Raw genomic sequence first — 18,935 nt, forward strand, 5'->3', positions numbered from 1 at the left:
CCCTTATGTACCCAGTACAGCTGTTTATTATTACGCTTTTGTTATTTTGCCGTTTAGTTGCGGCTGAAGGATTAACGCCACTAATTGAACCGGAGCAGTTAGCAGCTTACGTTGCCAGCAAGCAACCGCTGACGGTGCTGGATATTCGGACTAAGGATGAGTATCAGCAAGGTCATGTGCAGGGCGCTGTATCTGCACCCTATGCTTTGTGGCGCGGGCCAGCTAATAATCCTGGGCAGCTATTAACGCAAACCCAGTTACAAGGCCTAGCTCAACAACTGGGACTAGTTGAGCAGCCCATTGTGATCTATTCTTCAGGCAGTGATGAAACTGATTTTGGTGCGGCAGCGCGTGTGTATTGGACCTTAAAATACATGGGCTTTGAGCAGCTCAGTATTGTAAATGGGGGCTTAGCCTATTGGCAAAAGCAGGGCTATCCATTGGATCAGAAACCAGTTCAGCCTCAGCCATCCACCACAGCTATTCAATTGCGCCCAGAGCTCGTGATTTTACAGCCCGAATTACTGCAAAAAGTGCAACAACCTTCTGCGTTGATACAACTGCTTGATGCGCGGCCGCGGTTGTTTTATCAAGGCACAGTCAAAGCGCCTACCGCCAGCGTGCCAGGCACTATTGCTAGTGCTCAGAGCCTTGAGTTTAGTCAGTGGTTTAGTGGTAAAGATAACCGCTTAAAAAGCCCGAGCGAAATTAAGCAGCTGATTCAGCACAGTGGATTAATGGCCGCTCAAGAAACCGTGTCATTTTGTAATACAGGGCACTGGGCAGCTACCAACTGGTTTGTACTTTCAGAGATTGGCGGCTTAACACAGGTACGTTTGTATCCTGCTTCATTGGCTGAATGGACACAAAGTCAGCAAGCATTACCGATGGAAAATACCCCTACACGGTTAGAGCAAATACACAGTAAGTTTAAGCAGTTGGTAGAGGCATTATGAAAAATCGTGCGTTATTGATCGTGTTATTTACCCTGTTTACAGGGTTCTTGTTTTGGTTCGTATCGATTAGGCAAAGCTTGTTGTTTATTGTGGGTATAGGTTTAGGCTTAGCATTGGCTGGTGCTCGCTTTGGCTTCACCACGGGTTGGCGCAACCTGATTGAGCAGCGCGATGCTAGTGGCGTTTTAGCGCAACTAGTTTTACTGGCCATTGCCGCAGGTATATCCATCCCTTTATTGGCTAAGTTTCCCACCGAGCTTAGTGCAGCCTTAGGCCCACCAAGTATCAGCTTGTTGATTGGGGCTTTGGTTTTTGGGGCGGCGATGCAAATTGCCGATGGTTGCGGCTCAGGCACTTTGTATAAAGCAGGGTTAGGTATTCCTCTTAATATGGCTATTTTACCTGTCTTTGCCTTGGGCAGCTTTTTAGGCTCCGCACACTTGGGCTGGTGGCTAGAGCTGGGTCATCTACAGCCGGTTGGCTTAGTCACAGAGTTGGGTGCCAGTAAGGCACTGCTGGTGACCTATATAGGGTTATTGGTGCTGGGATTAGCTGCCTGGGCCTGGTCGAAAACTGCAGGGCCCACACGACAGTTATTTAATAAAACTTTATTAGTTGGGGCGGTGGTTATTGCTTTATTGGCCGTTTTAAATTTGCTGATTGCTGGTCAGCCATGGGGGGTAGTCTATGGATTTGGCTTATGGGCAGCGAAAATAGCCCAAGCCACTCAATTATTTGATCCAACGCTCAATACTTTTTGGAGTCAGCCGGTGAATGCGGCAGCGTTAGAGCAGTCAATCTTTTTAGACCTGACCTCAATTACTAACCTAGGTATTTTAGCAGGAGCGTTATGGGTCTTTTCTCGTAGGTCGGGTCAAGCATCTCAGCGCTTAACTGCTAAGCAGTGGATGGTCGGGATTATTGCCGGTTTTCTATTGGGCTACAGTTCGCGGTTAGCCTTTGGCTGTAATGTGGGGGCCATGGTCAGCGGTATTTCAACTGGCAGTTTGCATGGCTGGATTTGGGTTGCGATGGCCTTTATCGGTTCCTTATTTGGCGTACGTATACGCCGATATTTCGGATACTAATACTATGAACATTCAAGGATCACTTCGTGTGGCTGTTTTTTGGATTGCTTTGCTTGGCTTTTTGAGTTGGGACTGGCTGCAGAGTCCGCCTGTCAATTTGCGCTTAGAGGCACCCATTATTGCTATAGGTTCTGGGCAGGCGCCTTCTGGAGGGCACTGCGCTACTTTTTAAGATGCACGTCCAGCGAAGTATCGCCGTAGAGTGTTCGATAGCGGGCTGCGTCCTCTCTTCATTAAGAGCAGTGCCGATTTCGAGGCGCAACTGATCGAGATAAATGGTGAGGACGACCATGTTCACCTGTTAGTGGAGTATCCGCCAACAGATGGCTATCTCCAACCTCGTGAACAGCCTGAAAGGTGTATCCAGCCGCTTGCTGCGTAAAGAGCGGCCAGGCATCTAGAGAAAGGCGTGCTGTAGTCGCTGTCCTGCTTCGCATCAAGCTGTGACGGGGCGCCGATCTCCATCGTGTGCCAGTACATTGAGCAGCAGATGCCACTCTGAAAACCGAAGACAAGGACGGCTACACCGTCCGCGCTATCTTTCCCCATCCTGAGCGGCGGGGCTTGCCGCACACCGGGTCAATTAGCTCTCTAGTAAAAAATTTGTGCGAGACAGTATGAGTAAAAACACTTGTGTTGTAGGTGAAAGCAAACTCTTTATGAAATGTTATGTCTTAAGTTCAACTAGTTTGTTATACCCAGTAAGGAGCACTAAGCATGAATACAGTGACTGAGCCGCGCATGACCACGCTTTTTTCCCAGCTAGGGCTTGAGGACTCGCCTGAGGGGATTAAAAACTTTATAGCAACCCATCAACTGCCCGCAGAAGTTAAACTTACAGAGGCGCCGTATTGGTCAGAAGCCCAGCGTCAGCTTCTTAAAGAGCTATTAGAAGAAGATAGTGAGTGGGCGCTGGTGGTAGATCAACTGAATGAAGCATTGCACAAAGGTGATATGGGCTTTTTAGAGGGACTGAGTATTTTCTGATTGTTCAAGCCTGTTTATCAAAGTCCCAGCGGTTATTGCCGCTGGGACTTTTTAGTGGTTGCTTATTCAGGATCATAGGCTAGGTTAGGCATTAACCAGCGTTCGGTTTGTTCAAGGTTTTGTTGCTTACGTGCAGCATAATGTTCCACCTGGTCTTTTTCTATTTTTCCTACCGCAAAATACTTGGCTTCTGGGTGAGCAAAGTACCAGCCACTGACAGCCGCTGTGGGGAACATCGCATAGTGCTCAGTCAGCCAAACAGCGCAGTTACCTTCTGGGTCTAGTAATTTAAATAAAGGACCTTTTTCAGTGTGATCAGGGCAGGCGGGGTAACCTGGCGCTGGACGAATTCCAGTATATTTCTCCCGAATCAGCGCTTCATTATCTAACGTTTCGTCAGGTGCGTAGGCCCAATACTGGGTGCGTACTTGTTGATGCAGCCATTCAGCACAGGCTTCCGCTAAGCGGTCGGCTAAGGCCTGGACCATGATGGCATTATAGTCATCGCCTTGGGCTTGATATTGCTTACATAGCTCATCCACACCGATACCGGCGGTGACAATAAAGCCACCAATATAATCGCTAATACCACTTGCTTTAGGCGCTACATAATCCGCCAAACAGCGATTTGGCCCTTGATCACGGATAATTGACTGCTGGCGTAAGTGATGCAGGCGCGAAAGTACGTTTCCCTCCGCGTCATACACTTCTAAATCATCGTAATCCACTTGGTTGGCGGGCCAAAAGCCAAATAGCGCTTGAGCTTGAATTAGCTGCTCGTTGATTAGTTTGTCGAGTAATATCTGGGCGTCATTAAATAATGACTGAGCCGCCTCGCCGACCACTTCATCTTGGAAAATGCGGGGGTATTTACCCACTAAGTTCCAAGAAATAAAGAACGGAGTCCAGTCGATGTACTCACGCAGCACATTTAAATCAATGTTATTTAACAGTTTGGTGCCAGTAAATGTAGGCGCAGGCGCTTGATAATTACTCCAATCAAGTTGCAGGCGATTATCAATGGCTTGCTGATAGGTTAAATAGTCTGTTTTAGCACCGCGATTAGCGGTTCTTTCACGCACCTTGGCGTATTCCTCACGAATACCCTGTACATAAGCAGGCTTTAACTCTTTAGATAACAGGCTAGTAGCTACCCCTACCGCGCGTGAAGCATCGGTGACATAGACTACGGCGTCATTGGTATAGTGAGGATCAATTTTGACTGCCGTATGCGCTTTAGAAGTGGTAGCACCACCAATTAATAGCGGTAGATGAAAATCTTGGCGCTGCATTTCTTTAGCCACATGCACCATTTCATCCAAAGAAGGGGTGATTAATCCGGATAAGCCAATAATGTCGCACTTTTCTTCAATTGCGGTTTTCAGAATTTTATCTGCCGGTACCATAACGCCTAAGTCAACAATATCGTAGCCGTTACAACCCAAGACTACGCCAACAATATTCTTACCAATATCGTGTACATCGCCTTTAACCGTGGCCATCAGGATTTTACCTTTAGCTTCAGGTGTATCGCCTTTTTCAGCTTCAATAAAAGGAATTAGGTGAGCAACCGCTTGTTTCATGACTCGCGCTGATTTCACCACCTGTGGTAAGAACATTTTGCCGCTACCAAATAAGTCGCCCACCACGTTCATTCCTGACATGAGCGGACCTTCGATGACTTCAATTGGACGGTTCATGCCTTGGCGGCACTCTTCAGTGTCTTCCACAATATAGGTGGTAATACCTTTAACCAATGCATGCTCTAAGCGCTTATCGACTGGCAGTGAGCGCCACTCTTCGTTTTCGACTTCTTTTTTGCTGCCATCACCGCGGTACTCTTCGGCAATTTCCAGCAGTGCTTCGGTGGCATGGGGGCTACGGTTGAGAATGACGTCTTCAACTTTATTCCGTAAGGCTAAAGGAATTTGGTCATAAATCTCTAGCTGGCCGGCATTTACAATGCCCATATTGAGACCATTTTGAATGGCATAATATAAAAACACAGAGTGAATCGCTTCGCGCACCGGGTTGTTCCCACGGAACGAAAACGACACGTTCGAGACGCCGCCAGAGGTTAATGCATGGGGCAGGTTATCGCGGATCCAAGCACAGGCATTTATGAAGTCTTGGGCATAATTGTTGTGCTCTTCAATTCCTGTGGCGACGGCAAAAATATTGGCATCAAAAATAATGTCTTCAGCAGGAAAACCTGCTTTATTGACCAATACATCGTAAGAGCGGGCGCAGATTTCAATTTTACGCTCAGCAGTATCTGCTTGACCTTGCTCATCAAAGGCCATGACCACAATGGCTGCACCGTAACGCCGGCAAAGTTTGGCATGCTCAATAAAAGCTTGTTCACCTTCTTTCATCGAAATGGAGTTAACAATGCCTTTACCTTGAATACATTTTAAACCTGCTTCTATGATTTCCCATTTGGATGAGTCAATCATGATCGGCACGCGAGAAATATCGGGTTCGCCGGCAATTAGGTTTAAAAAGGTTATCATGGCTTGCTTGGAGTCAAGCATGCCTTCATCCATATTGATATCAATGACTTGGGCGCCAGCTTCCACCTGTTGCAAGGCCACTTCAAGTGCTTCGGTGTAGTTTTCTTCGCGAATTAACCGTGCAAAGCGCGCTGAACCGGTAATGTTGGTCCGCTCACCGACGTTAACAAAAAGAGAATTACGGTCAATAGTAAAGGGCTCAAGTCCTGATAAACGACAGGCTTTGGGAATATCCGGAATATTACGGGGCGGATACTTGGCCACTACTTTTGCTATCGCTGCAATATGCTCTGGCGTCGTACCACAGCAGCCACCAACAATATTTAAAAAGCCGGAAGCAGCAAAGTCTTCAATTTGTGCGGCAGTTTGCTCTGGAGTTTCATCGTATTCACCAAAGGCATTAGGTAAGCCAGCATTAGGGTGTGCCGAAACGAAGGTGTCAGCTTTGGTTGATAGTTCTTGAAGGTAAGGACGTAACTCTTTAGCGCCTAGTGCGCAGTTTAAGCCAACTGAAAGAGGTTTACAGTGGCGGATTGAGTTCCAAAAAGCTTCGGTAGTTTGGCCTGATAAAGTACGTCCTGAGGCGTCAGTAATGGTGCCTGAAATCATGATCGGTAAAGTCACGCCTAACTCTTCAAATACGCCTTCAACGGCAAAGATGGCGGCTTTAGCGTTGAGTGTATCAAAGATGGTTTCAATCATGATGATGTCGGCACCGCCTTGGATTAAGCCGCGGGTCGCTTCGCTGTAGTTCTCAACCAAAATATCAAAGGTGACATTGCGGTAGCCTGGGTTGTTGACATCCGGTGACAATGAACAGGTACGGCTGGTAGGGCCAAGCACTCCGGCAACAAAACGAGGCTTATCAGGGGTTTCTAAGGTTTTCCCATCGGCCACTTCACGGGCAATGCGGGCGCCCTCAAAGTTTAGCTCATAGGCCAGTGCTTGCATGCCATAATCGGCTTGAGAAATACGCGTTGAGTTAAAGGTATTGGTTTCAATAATATCGGCGCCAGCATCAAGATAGGCCCGCTCAATTTTCTGAATTAACTGCGGCTGAGTTAGAATCAACAGGTCATTGTTGCCCTTAACATCCTGACTCCAGTCAGCAAAACGTTCACCTCTAAATTGCTCTTCAGAAAGCTGCTCATTTTGAATCATGGTGCCCATTGCGCCATCAAGTAATAAAATGCGTTGCGTTAATGCATGCAATAGAGCCTGATGGCGATCGCTTGGAGTGGACATGATAAAGGCTTCCTAAACAGACAAATCAACAAAAAGGTCATAGCATAGCAAAAGCGATGCCAAAGCGCCTTGAACCACTTATTCGTTTTATTTATATGAAATGGCGAAATTCGCCTTATTTTGAGCAAGGATTTATGCGAGTACTTTTTTCTTTGATCTTAAGCACGTTGCTTGTGTTGTTAGCGCGGGGAGCAACCGCTGAGGTCATTTCTTATCAGCAACAGATTCAGCCGATTTTTAATCAAAAATGTATTGCGTGCCATGCATGTTACGACTCGCCATGTCAGCTTAATTTAGGTAGCAGTGAAGGCGCTAGCCGTGGCGCACACAAAGACAGCGTATATAACGGCACTCGCTTAAAAGCTCAGGCTACCACACGAATATTTGTGGATGCGTTTGGCGCTGAGCAGTGGCGTGACAAAGGTTTTTACGATGTTTTGGCTAAAAATAATCAGCAAGCTGCGTTAATGCAGCAGATTATTGACTTGGGCGCCAAAAACAACCAATGGCAGCCTAATCAGTTATTACCGAAAAATTTGGACATTGGTATTTATCGCGCTAACCAGTGCGCCACACAAGCTGAATTTGCCAGTTATGCAGCAAAAAATCCCCATGGCGGAATGCCCTTTGCCGTCACGGGTTTAACAGCAGAAGAGCGGCAAATCCTTAGCCAGTGGTTGAATCAAGGAGCGCCTATGGATTGGCAGGATTGGCAACCCACAGCGATCGAGCAGCAACAAATTCTACAGTGGGAAAATTTGCTCAATGGCCGCTCACTGAAACAGCAACTGGTAGGGCGTTGGCTGTATGAGCACTTATTTTTAGCCCATATTTATTTTCCCGAAGGCGAGACCTCGCATTTTTTTCAGTGGGTACGTTCGCGCACGCCCAGCGGTGAGCCGATTGATTTGATTGCTACCCGTAGTCCAAACGAAGCAGTAGGTACGGATTTTTATTATCGTTTACGTCCGGTGGCGGATGTGTTGGTGCATAAAACCCATATTACCTTTGAGCTTTCTGCGGCTAAGTTAGCACGTACCCAAACATTATTTTTTACCCCGCAGTGGGAGGTTACGCAGCTACCTGGTTATGGTGCTTACCACCGCAGTAATCCGTTTGCCGCCTTTGAGGCAATTCCAGCTGAGGCGCGTTATCGCTTTATGCTAGAAAACGCTGAGTATTTTGTCCGTAACTTTATCCGCGGGCCAGTGTGCCGGGGGCAGATAGCGACCGATGTGATTCGCGATCAGTTTTGGGCGATGTTCCAAGCACCCGAGCATGATCTTTATATCACTTACCCAGAGTATCGGCAGCAGGTAACAGCGTTACTCGATATGCCGGGCCAACAAGATGAACTACTTGATTTGCTTGGCTTATGGAAGGTGTATAAGAAAAAGCGCAATGCCTATGAAGAGTTGCGAAAAAAAGCCTATGCGGAATCTGAGTTACCTGATTGGTCGCATATTTGGCAGGGCAATGACAATGCCTTGCTGACAATTTTTCGTCAACATGACAGCGCCTCAGTGCGTAAGGGTTTAATCGGCGATATTCCGCAAACCCTGTGGCTGATGGATTATCCTTTACTTGAGCGGACCTATTATCAGTTAGTGGTGAATTTTGATGTGTTTGGTAACGTCGCGCATCAAGCGCAGACTCGACTGTACTTTGATCTGATTCGCAATGGTGCAGAAGTTAACTTTTTGCGCTTATTACCGCCAAAGTCACGCAAAAAACTGCTGCATGGCTGGTACCAAAAAAGTGGCAAATTAAAGATGCTGATGGACTATACCCAAGTCGATAGCCATACCGAAACCAGGTTAGATTTGCCCAAAAAACAGGCAAAAGATGCATTTGCTGAGCAATTACTTGTGCGCTTGAGTGCACTGAATGCCAGACCTGATCGATTAAATCGTTGCCCAGATGGACAGCCCTGTTATCGCGAGAATGTGTCAATGGCTCAGCAACAAACGGATCAATTATTGAGTCAGTTAGCCAGTCGTCAGGCCGCGGACTTACCACTGATTAACTTTTTACCGGAAGCGACCTTACTGCGAGTAGCGTACAGTGACCAGCCGCGCGAAACCTATAGCCTGTTAAGAAACCGTGCCCATTCCAATGTAGCCTTTATGATGGGCGAGTCGTTGCGCTATCAACCGAAGCTAGACACATTAACCTTATACCCTGAAGTTCTTAGTAGTTATCCGAACTTTATCTTTAATATACCAGCCAACGAGATTGCTGACTTTGTAGTACAGGCCCAGCAAGTAAAGACTCAAAACGACTTCAGCCAATTAACTGAGCGTTGGGGTATACGCCGTACGCATCCAGACTTTTGGTACTATTTTCATGATGCTGCCGAGCAAATTAAACAGCAGCAGCCACGAGAATATGGCTTATTGGATATGAACCGTTATGAGAATTTATAAATGAATGAAGTTGTTGACTATCTATTTTATGCCACTGAAGGCTGTCATTTGTGTGAGGTTGCTGAACAACTTATCGCGCAAGTGATGACGCCCCGTGAAAGCATTGAATATGTAGAAATTGCACAATCTGATGCCTTAGTGGCGAAGTACGGATTAACCATTCCGGTTTTGCAATGCGTGCGTACGCAGCAGCAACTGATGTGGCCTTTTACTGCTGAGCAAGTGCAGTCGTTATTTACCGAGAGTTAAATTTCGTAATAGATTGCTTAATGAGAAAGCTTCTCAATAAGAGGGCTTTATTCTAAGCTGTAGACTCTGTTGTTTTAAAGGTGGCCCATGAGTAAGTTTTATCAAGAGAAAGTGACTGCTATCCATCATTGGACGGATCACTTATTTAGCTTTACCGCAACCCGTGACCCGGGCCTACGTTTTCGTAGTGGCCAATTTGTCATGTTAGGTTTGGAGGTTGATGGCCGACCGCTAATGCGCGCCTACAGTGTGGCGAGTCCGCACTATGCTGACGAGATTGAGTTTTTCAGTATTAAAGTGCCCGATGGCCCTTTAACGTCTCGCTTACAACATTTAAATGTGGGCGATGAAGTGCTAATTAGTCGTAAGCCGACCGGAACCTTAGTGCTGGATGATTTGCTGCCAGGTAAGCGACTATTTTTGTTTAGTACCGGTACAGGGTTAGCGCCTTTTATTAGCTTGTTACAAGACCCTGAAACCTATGAGCGTTTTGAGCAAGTGATCTTATTACATGGCGTGCGCTATGAAAAAGATTTGGCCTACCGAGAGTTTTTTACCCAAGAATTACCCAATAATGAATTTCTGGGTGAATTAGTTCAGCAACAGTTGGTGTATTACCCCTGTGTTTCACGCGAGCCTTTTAAGCATCAAGGGCGAATTACGAGCCTGATTGAAAACGAGCAGTTTTACCGTGATACGGGGCTGGAGCCACTAAACCCAGCCACTGACCGCGCGATGATATGTGGTAGTACCGCTATGTTGCATGACATTAAAGACATGCTTGAGGCGCGTAACTTTAAAATCTCACCGCGGATGGGTGAGATGGGTGACTTTGTAATTGAGCGTGCCTTTGCCGATTAAGTCCTCTAGAAACCTTGTTAGCCGACAGCACATCTAAGCAAGTGCTGTCGGTTTTTTGTGCTTAAACTAATCGAAACGATGAGTAATCTAGGTCCAAAGATGGGTTGTGCCACGTGCTTGTTTAGCTGATGATGCCAAAATCCTGACCAGCTAAGAAGCTATGGCTATGCCGGAAAACATTACATTAATTGAACAGCTAACTCTCGCCGCCAACGTGCAATTGAGTGTGTTAGAAGCTAATCAGTGTGAGCAAGCTGCACTAGTTATAGTCTGTGGCAGTGGTAGCCATCAAGAGCCTAAGGCTTGGCTAGGTCTGGCCCATTTTCTAGAGCACCTTGTGTTTCGTGGCAGTCAGCAGTACCCCGAGACCGACGGTTTAATGGCTTATGTGCAGCGGGTTGGAGGTAAAGTTAATGCACAAACCCAAGCCAATCTCACTTCATTTCACTTTGAGCTGGCGCCCGCATCACTACTACCGGCTACTGCACGCTTAGTTGATTTATTAGTGCATCCCTTGCTGCAGCCGACAGCTATTACTTCTGAGCGTGAAGTGATTGAGCAGGAATATCAGCTATATGCTCAGCAACCTGGCGCCTTGCAACAGGCAGCAGTGGGATTAGCATTAGCCGCCGAGCATCCGCTACAGCTATTTCGTTGTGGTAATCGGCGCAGTTTGGCACTTGAGCAGCCTGAGTTTATACGCCAGTTAAAAGCCTTTCATCAACACGCCTATCTGCAAAGTCCGCTGCGTATAGTGCTCTGCTGTACTGCTGATGATTGGCAGTTGCAAAAGTCAGCATGGCTGAGCCTACTCACGCCTTTGTTAACCTTGAGGCGACAGGCAAAACAGCCACCAACAAAGATTCAGTTATTGCCTAAGGCAGTTATTAGGCAGCATATTACTCAGCAAGCGCTGCCCCAGTTGGCCTTGTATGTGCCGATCGAGCCTGCATTACCCGATGGGCTGTGGTTAACCCAGGTATTTCAGCAGCAACTAGATCCTGCGCAGTTTTCATCAATCCAAGGTGTATGCCAAGCGGTGAGCGTGCAGCTGTTTTATCAGCAAGCCGGTCAAAGTATAGTGCTGATTAATTTAACCTTTAGTACCTTAGCAGTTGATGATCTAAGCGCGCTGTATCAACATTGCCAGCAGCAATTACAGCATGCCATACTTGTGCTTAGCGGTACTGCCGCTCGGCATGATCAGCAAGTGGCGAAGCGGCGACGGGCGTTAACGGCCAGTGCTATGCAGCAGGCGCTACAGTACAGTCAGCAAACGCAACCAGTGGATTATTTTTCCGCCATTGTGCAGCCATTACAAAAGCTACAGCAGCAGCTAGCAGAACAACAGTGCCTCGTGCAGTTAGTTAATCTGGGGCCAGTAACTGCTACTGTGGATGTAGGTTTAACACTGCATGCTGAAGTCAGCTATCAAAACTTAACCCAAGCCTCAGGGCTGCATCGGTTGCCGCAACCCGCCTCAGCAGAACAATCAGTACCCAGCTCTTCACTGGCGCCGCAGCTTAAAAGCTTGTTGCAGCCATTGACTTCAAGAGCTGTGGCACAGACGTTAGTCACGGCTTATCTTGGCTGGTCGTTAACCTCATTATCCATTTCGCCTTATTGGGCTTTACGCCATGCTGAGCAGACATTACAGTCCTTAGTGGCTAGTTTGGCCTATCAAGGGGCGAAAGTTCGTTGTTTAGTGGCTAATCAGCAGCTATTTGTGCAGCTAACGACACCGGCTGATTATTTAATGCAGGCGCTTGCCATAGTGGAATGGCAGCTTGCGAAATTTGATCAACTGAAGTTGACCAATAAGCCACTGAAAGCGGCGGGACTTAGGGCCTATTTGGCGCAACTTGAGATGCGGCTGTTAACTGAGGCCTCTTCAGTCGCGCCGAGCTTAACCTTAGCTATGCCGCCCGATCATTGGTTGCTGTTTGGGCTTAACCTTAAAACTCAACAAAGAGTCGAATTAGCCAGTGCTTCGCCGATAATGACTGCACCACTGTTGCCGGTCATCCAAGGGCACACACCGTCATTTAACTGCGGTTATTTAGCGCTAGTCATTCCGCTGAGAGTGTCAGAGCTTGGTTGTATTGCTGGGCAGCGGGTGGCGCAGTCCATCGCCAACGCATTACTGACAGTCTTACAGCAGCGCTTACGCGTAGAGTTAGGCTGCTGTTATGCCTTGACGTGCTACGCCGAAGTGCTGTTGCAGCAACCGATGTTAGTGATCGGGCTGCAGTCAGGCAGTGAGTTGGCGTATTTGCAACAACAACTCCAATTACTGTTACAGCAGTGGCTCGCAACGACTAATCCTAAAACTTTACTACTGCAGTTACAGTCAATGGCAAAGCAGCGCTTAGCGCCGGAAATGCTGCAAGACTTAGCGCTGAGCGCTTGGTTGCAACACCACTCGCTCAGTCAGCAGCTAGCCCGTGAGCGAAGTAGGTTACAGAGAGTAACCAAAGTTGAGCTGCAGCAATTGTTACTGCAGATGCAAGACAGCACGACCTGGTATTGGCTCAGTGAATAACAGCTAAAAATAAAGGCTCATCAATTTTAGTGGCTACGGCTATACTAGGCGCAGATTTTTTTTAGGCGTTGATTGAAATGAGCACATTGTACGAACTGCATTTAACTTGTCCCAAAAGCCTGGAAGGGCTGCTACTAGATGAGGCCCAAGGTTTAGGCTTAACCCATACTCGGGAGCGAGTGGCGGGGGTACAAGGGCAAGGCAGTTTAGAAACCGCCTATCGTTTGTGTTTATGGTCGCGGCTAGCTAACCGCGTGCTGTTGGTTTTACATCGTTTTCAAGCCAGCGATGCCGAAGCGCTCTATCAAGGCGTGCAAGCCATTGATTGGCAAGATCATTTATTGGCTAATGGTAGCCTAGCCATTGAGTTTAGTGGCCGTGGTGCGGGTGTCGATAACACTCACTTTGGTGCGCTGAAAGTTAAAGATGCGATTGTCGATTATTTGCGAGATAAATCTGGCAATCGTCCCAGTGTTGAGAAAAAAAATCCAGATGTGCGGATCCATGTGCATGTGCAGCGCAATGAGGTGACAGTTTCGCTGGACTTATCAGGAACCAGTTTGCACCAGCGTGGCTATCGTTTGCAGCAAGGCGCTGCGCCACTAAAAGAGAACCTTGCCGCGGCGATTTTAATTCGCGCCGGCTGGCCAGAGTTAGCGAAACAAGGCCAAGCGCTCTCGGATCCCATGTGTGGTGTGGGTACCTTTTTGATTGAAGCGGGTTTAATTGCAGCCGATATTGCACCTAACTTAAAGCGTGAGCACTGGGGCTTTAGCCAGTGGCTAGGGCATGTTCCGGCTTTGTGGGCACGTTTGCATGAAGAGGCGTGTGTGCGTGCCGAACAGGGGTTGGCGAAAACACCGAATTGGATTCGTGGCTATGAAGCAGATCCGCGCTTAATTCAGCCAGCGCGCAATAATATTGAGCGTGCAGGACTCAGTGAATGGGTCAAAGTGTATCAAGGCGAATTAGCCACTTTTGCTCCCAAACCCGATCAAGGCCAAACCGGCTTAGTGGTTTGTAACCCGCCGTATGGTGAGCGCTTAGGGGAAGAAGCTAGCTTAATTTATTTGTACCAAAACTTAGGCGAGCGCCTGCGTAGTCAGTGTGCTAACTGGCAGGCGGCTGTTTTTACTGGCGCGCCTGAGTTAGGTAAGCGCATGGGCATCCGTAGCTATAAAAATTATGCCCTGTGGAATGGCGCACTGGCTTGCCGTTTATTACTGTTTAAGGTGCAGCCGGATCAGTTTGTGCTTGGCGGTAATACTTTGGCTGCGGAGTCTGTAACAACGGAGCAAGAGTCTGCCGCGCGTTTAAGCGAAGGCGCGCAAATGTTTGCCAATCGGTTACAGAAAAATTTGCGCAACCTAGGCAAATGGGCGCGTAAAGAGAGCATTGAATGCTACCGTCTTTATGATGCCGATATGCCTGAGTATGCGGTAGCGATTGATCTGTACGGACAGCAAGTGCATGTACAAGAATATGCTGCGCCTAAATCGGTCGATGCCGCCAAAGCTCAGGCCCGATTTTTAGATGTGATTGCGGCGATTCCAAGTGTTTTGCCAGTCCGTCCTGAGCAAATTGCAATTAAGCGCCGCGAGCGGCAAGCGGGATTAAAACAGTATGAGCGGCAGGCGCAAAAAGGCGAGTTCTTTCAAGTCTCTGAGCAGGGCGTTAAGCTGTTGGTAAACTTGCATGACTACCTCGATACGGGGTTGTTTTTAGATCATCGTCCGATGCGCCGAAAAATTCAGCAGCAAGCCGCAGGTAAACGTTTTTTAAACTTGTTTTGCTACACAGCAGCAGTAACCGTGCATGCGGCTAAAGGCGGCGCTCGCACCACGACCAGTGTGGACTTATCTAAAACCTATCTCGATTGGGCGCGGCGTAACTTATCGTTAAATGGCTTTTCAGATAAGCATCGATTAGAGCAAGCGGATGTCATGCGTTGGTTGGAAAAAGAACAAGAAACCTATGACTTAATCTTTATTGATCCACCGACCTTTTCTAATTCGAAACGCATGACCGAAGTATTTGATGTGCAGCGTGATCAAGTCAAATTAATTTACTTAGCCATGCAGCGTTTAGCAGCTAATGGTGTGCTGTATTTCTCGAATAACTTCCGTAAGTTTGTCTTAGCCGATGAGTTAATGGTTCGTTATCGGGTGGAAGAAATTAGTGCGCAGACCCTGGATCCGGATTTTGCTCGTAATCCTAAAATCCATCGCGCATGGAAAATCCAGCACCTATAAGCTGAATGTTTTAGGCGTAAAGTGCGGGCTAAATAATTCACCATAAACGGATGCATAATGCAGTGGCTCAGCGTATGATGCGCCACTGCTGCAACGCTATTTCTCAGCGTTAATCTGCAGTCGATCTCAATCAAAAAATGCGCCCAGTCGCGCAGTGTCAAAAATACACCGGGAGGTGCCAGATGACCGACAATAATCAATTTTTAACTGAATCTGAGGCTATAGAAGACTCAGAATCGGCTGCGCCTACTGGCGAAAAGCTGCAAAAAGTATTAGCTCGTTTAGGCTTAGGTTCACGCCGTACCCTTGAGCAGTGGATCAAAGAAGGTCGCATTAGCATTAATGGCCAGGTGGCTCATTTAGGGGCGCGGGTCGAAGCGCGGGACAGTATCAGTGTTGATGGTCGTCCTGTAAAACGTGAAGAGCTAGAGCAAGATATTCGCCGGGTGCTAATTTATAACAAGCCAGAAGGTGAAGTCTGTACGCGTAAAGATCCTGAAGGACGGCCAACAGTATTTGATCGTTTACCACGACCTAAAGCTGGACGCTGGATCAATATTGGTCGCCTAGATATTAATACCTCGGGCTTATTGCTTTTTACCACAGACGGTGAGCTGGCCAATCGGATGATGCACCCATCGTTTGAAATGGACCGCGAATACGCGGTGCGGGTGCGCGGTGAAGTAACCGATGAAATGATCGAAACCTTAAAAGAAGGGGTTATGTTGGAAGACGGTAAAGCAAATTTTACTGACATTCAGCGTGCGCCGGGTGGTGAAGGTTTTAACCGCTGGTTCCACTGCGTAGTGATGGAAGGTCGTAACCGTGAGGTTAGACGTTTATGGGAGTCGCAAGGCGTAGTGGTGAGCCGCTTGAAGCGGGTACGCTTTGGGCCGGTATTTTTAACCTCTGAAATCAAACAAGGACGCTGGCGTGAGCTCACCCAAGCAGAGCTGAATATCCTCAGTGCTGAAGTAGGCTTAGAGGCCGTACAGTTGCCTGAGGTCAGTGTTAAAGATAAAGCACGACAAGAGCGTCAAGAGCGAAAAGTTAGCCGTCCTGTACATCGTGCACGCGGCACTCGTCGCCCTGAAGACGAGCGTGAAGTTAAGCGCAATACTTTAGAGCGCGGCCGCAAAGGCAAAGAGGGCAACGCCCGTCCTCAGCCTGCTGAGCGTAAAAACCGTGCTGATCGTGGTGAGCGCAAAGGTGAGTTTAGCGCAAATCAGCGCTATACAATTGAACCTCAGCGCCGTTTACGTCCAGAAAGCGAAGCCGATGTAACTCCAATTCGTCGTCCTAAAACGCGTCGCTAAATCTGTTGCTTTAAGTGATGAATTAGCCCAGCTGTTGCTGGGCTTTTTTATGCATTTTATTAGCGCTTTAGCCTAGTGTTTAACAGGCTGGCTGAACTAATTGCGGGCTCTTCTTCTCCTAACAGAGGTGCACAGAACTTCTAACGAGAGGGATGCAAGATGATCACATTAACAGCGGCGGTGATTGCACTGCTGGGCGCTTTTTTGCTCCTGGCGGGTGGCTATTTAACGTGGTTAGGGGGGAGTTGGTTTTATTTGGCCTGTGGCGCGGGCTTATTGCTAGCAGCCTGTGGTATTTATCAGCGGCGTAACTGGGGACGATTAGTTTATCTTGGCGTGCTGGTGCTGACCTTAATTTGGGCGGTCATTGAAACTGGCTTTAGTTGGTGGCCAATGGCTTCACGCTTAGGTTTGTTGATCGTACTGGGGTTATGGTTAGTTAGTCCTTGGATGGAACGTCATTTTCAAGCAGCTGCCACAGCGCGCTTACGCTTAAATTATGGGCTAGCAGGAGTCGTGGTGGCAGTAGGCCTGATTACATTTGCTAGCACCCTTAAAAGTACGGCAATTGTTACTGGCGTAGTGGCTGATACTGTAAATCCTTCAGCTGATTTAGGGCCTGAAATGCCGGTTGGTGAATGGCATGCCTACGGTGGAAACAATTATGGTCAACGTTATTCGCCCTTAGCTCAAATCACCACTGACAACGTACAGCACTTAGCCGTTGCTTGGCAGATCCAGACCGGTGATGTTCGGCTTGAAACCGATGTGACGGAAACCACTTATGAGGCTACGCCACTAAAAGTGGGTGATACCTTATATTTATGTACGCCGCATAATTGGGCTATGGCTTTGAACGCCGATACTGGCGAAACACGCTGGAAGTTTGTACCCAATGTAGGCGTTGATCAGCAGCGCCAGCACCAAACCTGTCGTGGCTTGGCGTTATATCAGCCAGCAAGCGTGACAGAGGGGCAGTGTCAACAGCAGTTATTTCTCCCGACTTCAGATGCCAAGTTGTACGCGCTAGATGCGCAAACGGGGGAGCTATGCACTGATTTTGCAGAGCGTGGTCAACTCGATTTATTGCATAACATGCCATTTCAGCAGTCAGGGTATTACTACTCGACCTCGCCACCGTTAGTGGTCGGTGATACCGTTATTGTCGCTGGGGCGGTGAATGATAACTATGACATAAACTCACCATCAGGCGTGATCCGTGCATATCACGCAAAAACGGGGCAGCTCCTTTGGAATTGGGACTCAGGCCATCCTTTTGATACTTCGCCCTTAGATCCAAATGATCCCAGTCAAACCTATGCGGTGAGCTCTCCTAATAGTTGGGCAGTAGCCAGTGCCGATGAGCAGTTAGGTTTAGCCTATTTTTCTATGGGTAACCGTACGCCTGATCAGTTAGGCAGCTATCGCAATGAGTCAGAAGAAAAATATGCCTCCTCGGTGGTAGCACTGGATATTAAAACCGGTGAGGCCAAGTGGGTGCAGCAATTTGTGCACCATGATCTTTGGGATATGGATACGCCATCGCAACCAAGTTTGCTGGACCTTGATACCGCAGAAGGTAAACAGCCAGCTTTAGTTGTGCCGACTAAGCAAGGGGATGTGTATGTACTGAATCGAGAAACTGGAGCACCGATTTTACCTATTACTGAACACCCTGCGCCTAAGGGTTTAATGGTACAAGATGAGTTTACTGCAGAGACACAACCGGCTTCGGCTTTAACTTTTAACCCTCCAGAGCTAACAGAGTCCGATATGTGGGGTGGAACTTTAATTGATCAGCTTCTATGCCGTATTCAGTTTAAGCAGTTGAATTACCAAGGCCGTTATACACCACCATCCGAGCAAGGAACAATTGTGTATCCAGGCAATTTTGGGGTGTTTAACTGGGGTAGTGTGGCCGTTGATCCTAAGCGACAAATTATGTTTGGTATGCCGCTGCGCTTAGCCTTTATTTCGCGCATGGTACACAAAGATAATCTTGATCATTCGACTGAGTTTAATACCGGTGAACAGGGGGTTAATTTCAACCAAGGTGCTGATTATGCGGTGGAGTTAAAACCCTTTTTATCACCACTTGGGGTGCCTTGTCAGCAACCACCTTGGGGGACTATTGCCGCAGCCGATTTAGTAACAGGAAAAACCATTTATCAATATGTAAATGGCAGTGTCCGCGACCTTACGCCTTTGCCTTTAGATTTTGAGATGGGAGTACCAGGCATTGGTGGCCCTATCATTACGGCGGGTAATCTGGCCTTTTTAGCAGCGACTGTTGAAAACAGCTTTAAAGCCTATGATTTGGTTAGCGGAGAAGTGTTATGGAAGACTCGCTTACCTGCAGGAGGGCAAGCCACTCCGATGACTTACTTAAATAGCCAAGGAGAACAAATGGTTGTTCTAGTGGTAGGAGGGCATGGCTCAATTGGCACTCAAGCAGGGGATTATGTGATTGCTTATAAACTTAAACCGTAATTAGTCTTAA

At 47.7% G+C, this 18,935-nt stretch carries 11 protein-coding genes and 1 pseudogene; 11 read left to right on the forward strand and 1 reads right to left on the reverse strand.

Going from position 1 to position 18,935, the window contains the following annotated elements; all coding sequences use genetic code 11:
• Positions 1-5 precede the first annotated feature (5 nt).
• The 4 genes and pseudogenes from AKN87_RS02390 (at position 6) to AKN87_RS02400 (ending at position 3,031) form a co-directional block, all read left to right on the forward strand.
• Positions 6-956, forward strand: a complete 951-nt coding sequence (locus AKN87_RS02390) for a sulfurtransferase (protein WP_053102337.1) — start codon at positions 6-8, stop codon at positions 954-956.
• Positions 953-2,044, forward strand: coding sequence for a YeeE/YedE family protein (locus AKN87_RS02395; RefSeq protein ID WP_053102338.1), 1,092 nt, complete (start codon positions 953-955; stop codon positions 2,042-2,044). Before AKN87_RS02390 ends, AKN87_RS02395 begins: the two co-directional genes overlap by 4 nt.
• A gap of 184 nt (positions 2,045-2,228) precedes the next feature.
• Positions 2,229-2,546, forward strand: a pseudogene (gene tnpA, locus AKN87_RS12055) (IS200/IS605 family transposase); the annotation flags it as partial.
• Positions 2,547-2,761: 215 nt separating this feature from the next.
• On the forward strand, positions 2,762-3,031 hold the full coding sequence (locus AKN87_RS02400) for a DUF2789 domain-containing protein (RefSeq protein ID WP_053099490.1): 270 nt from the start codon (positions 2,762-2,764) through the stop codon (positions 3,029-3,031).
• 62 nt (positions 3,032-3,093) lie between these two features.
• Here the strand turns inward: AKN87_RS02400 and metH are convergent, their stop codons facing one another.
• Entirely contained in the window at positions 3,094-6,789 is a 3,696-nt protein-coding gene (gene metH, locus AKN87_RS02405; RefSeq protein WP_053102339.1) for a methionine synthase, read from the reverse strand.
• A gap of 134 nt (positions 6,790-6,923) precedes the next feature.
• Here metH and AKN87_RS02410 point away from each other — a divergent pair, with 134 nt between their 5' ends.
• The 7 genes from AKN87_RS02410 (at position 6,924) to AKN87_RS02440 (ending at position 18,925) form a co-directional block, all read left to right on the forward strand.
• Entirely contained in the window at positions 6,924-9,215 is a 2,292-nt protein-coding gene (locus AKN87_RS02410; protein ID WP_053103606.1) for a fatty acid cis/trans isomerase, read from the forward strand.
• Positions 9,216-9,464 (forward strand): glutaredoxin family protein, encoded by a 249-nt coding sequence (locus tag AKN87_RS02415; RefSeq protein ID WP_053099492.1) that lies wholly within the window; start codon positions 9,216-9,218, stop codon positions 9,462-9,464. It abuts the gene before it with no gap.
• Between the two features lie 87 nt (positions 9,465-9,551).
• Complete coding sequence (locus AKN87_RS02420) at positions 9,552-10,325, forward strand: ferredoxin--NADP reductase (protein ID WP_053099493.1); 774 nt, start codon at positions 9,552-9,554, stop codon at positions 10,323-10,325.
• A 166-nt stretch (positions 10,326-10,491) separates the two neighbouring features.
• The gene (locus tag AKN87_RS02425; protein ID WP_158487775.1) at positions 10,492-12,867 is read left to right on the forward strand and encodes an insulinase family protein; all 2,376 of its coding nucleotides are present in this window, start codon (positions 10,492-10,494) and stop codon (positions 12,865-12,867) included.
• A gap of 77 nt (positions 12,868-12,944) precedes the next feature.
• Positions 12,945-15,119, forward strand: coding sequence for a bifunctional 23S rRNA (guanine(2069)-N(7))-methyltransferase RlmK/23S rRNA (guanine(2445)-N(2))-methyltransferase RlmL (gene rlmKL / locus AKN87_RS02430; protein ID WP_053102341.1), 2,175 nt, complete (start codon positions 12,945-12,947; stop codon positions 15,117-15,119).
• A gap of 182 nt (positions 15,120-15,301) precedes the next feature.
• Positions 15,302-16,435, forward strand: a complete 1,134-nt coding sequence (gene rluB, locus AKN87_RS02435) for a 23S rRNA pseudouridine(2605) synthase RluB (RefSeq protein ID WP_080995480.1) — start codon at positions 15,302-15,304, stop codon at positions 16,433-16,435.
• Between the two features lie 159 nt (positions 16,436-16,594).
• On the forward strand, positions 16,595-18,925 hold the full coding sequence (locus AKN87_RS02440; RefSeq protein ID WP_173568169.1) for a membrane-bound PQQ-dependent dehydrogenase, glucose/quinate/shikimate family: 2,331 nt from the start codon (positions 16,595-16,597) through the stop codon (positions 18,923-18,925).
• The last annotated feature ends 10 nt before the right edge of the window (positions 18,926-18,935 follow it).

Source organism: Thiopseudomonas alkaliphila (genome assembly GCF_001267175.1).
GTDB classification, from domain to species: domain Bacteria; phylum Pseudomonadota; class Gammaproteobacteria; order Pseudomonadales; family Pseudomonadaceae; genus Oblitimonas; species Oblitimonas alkaliphila.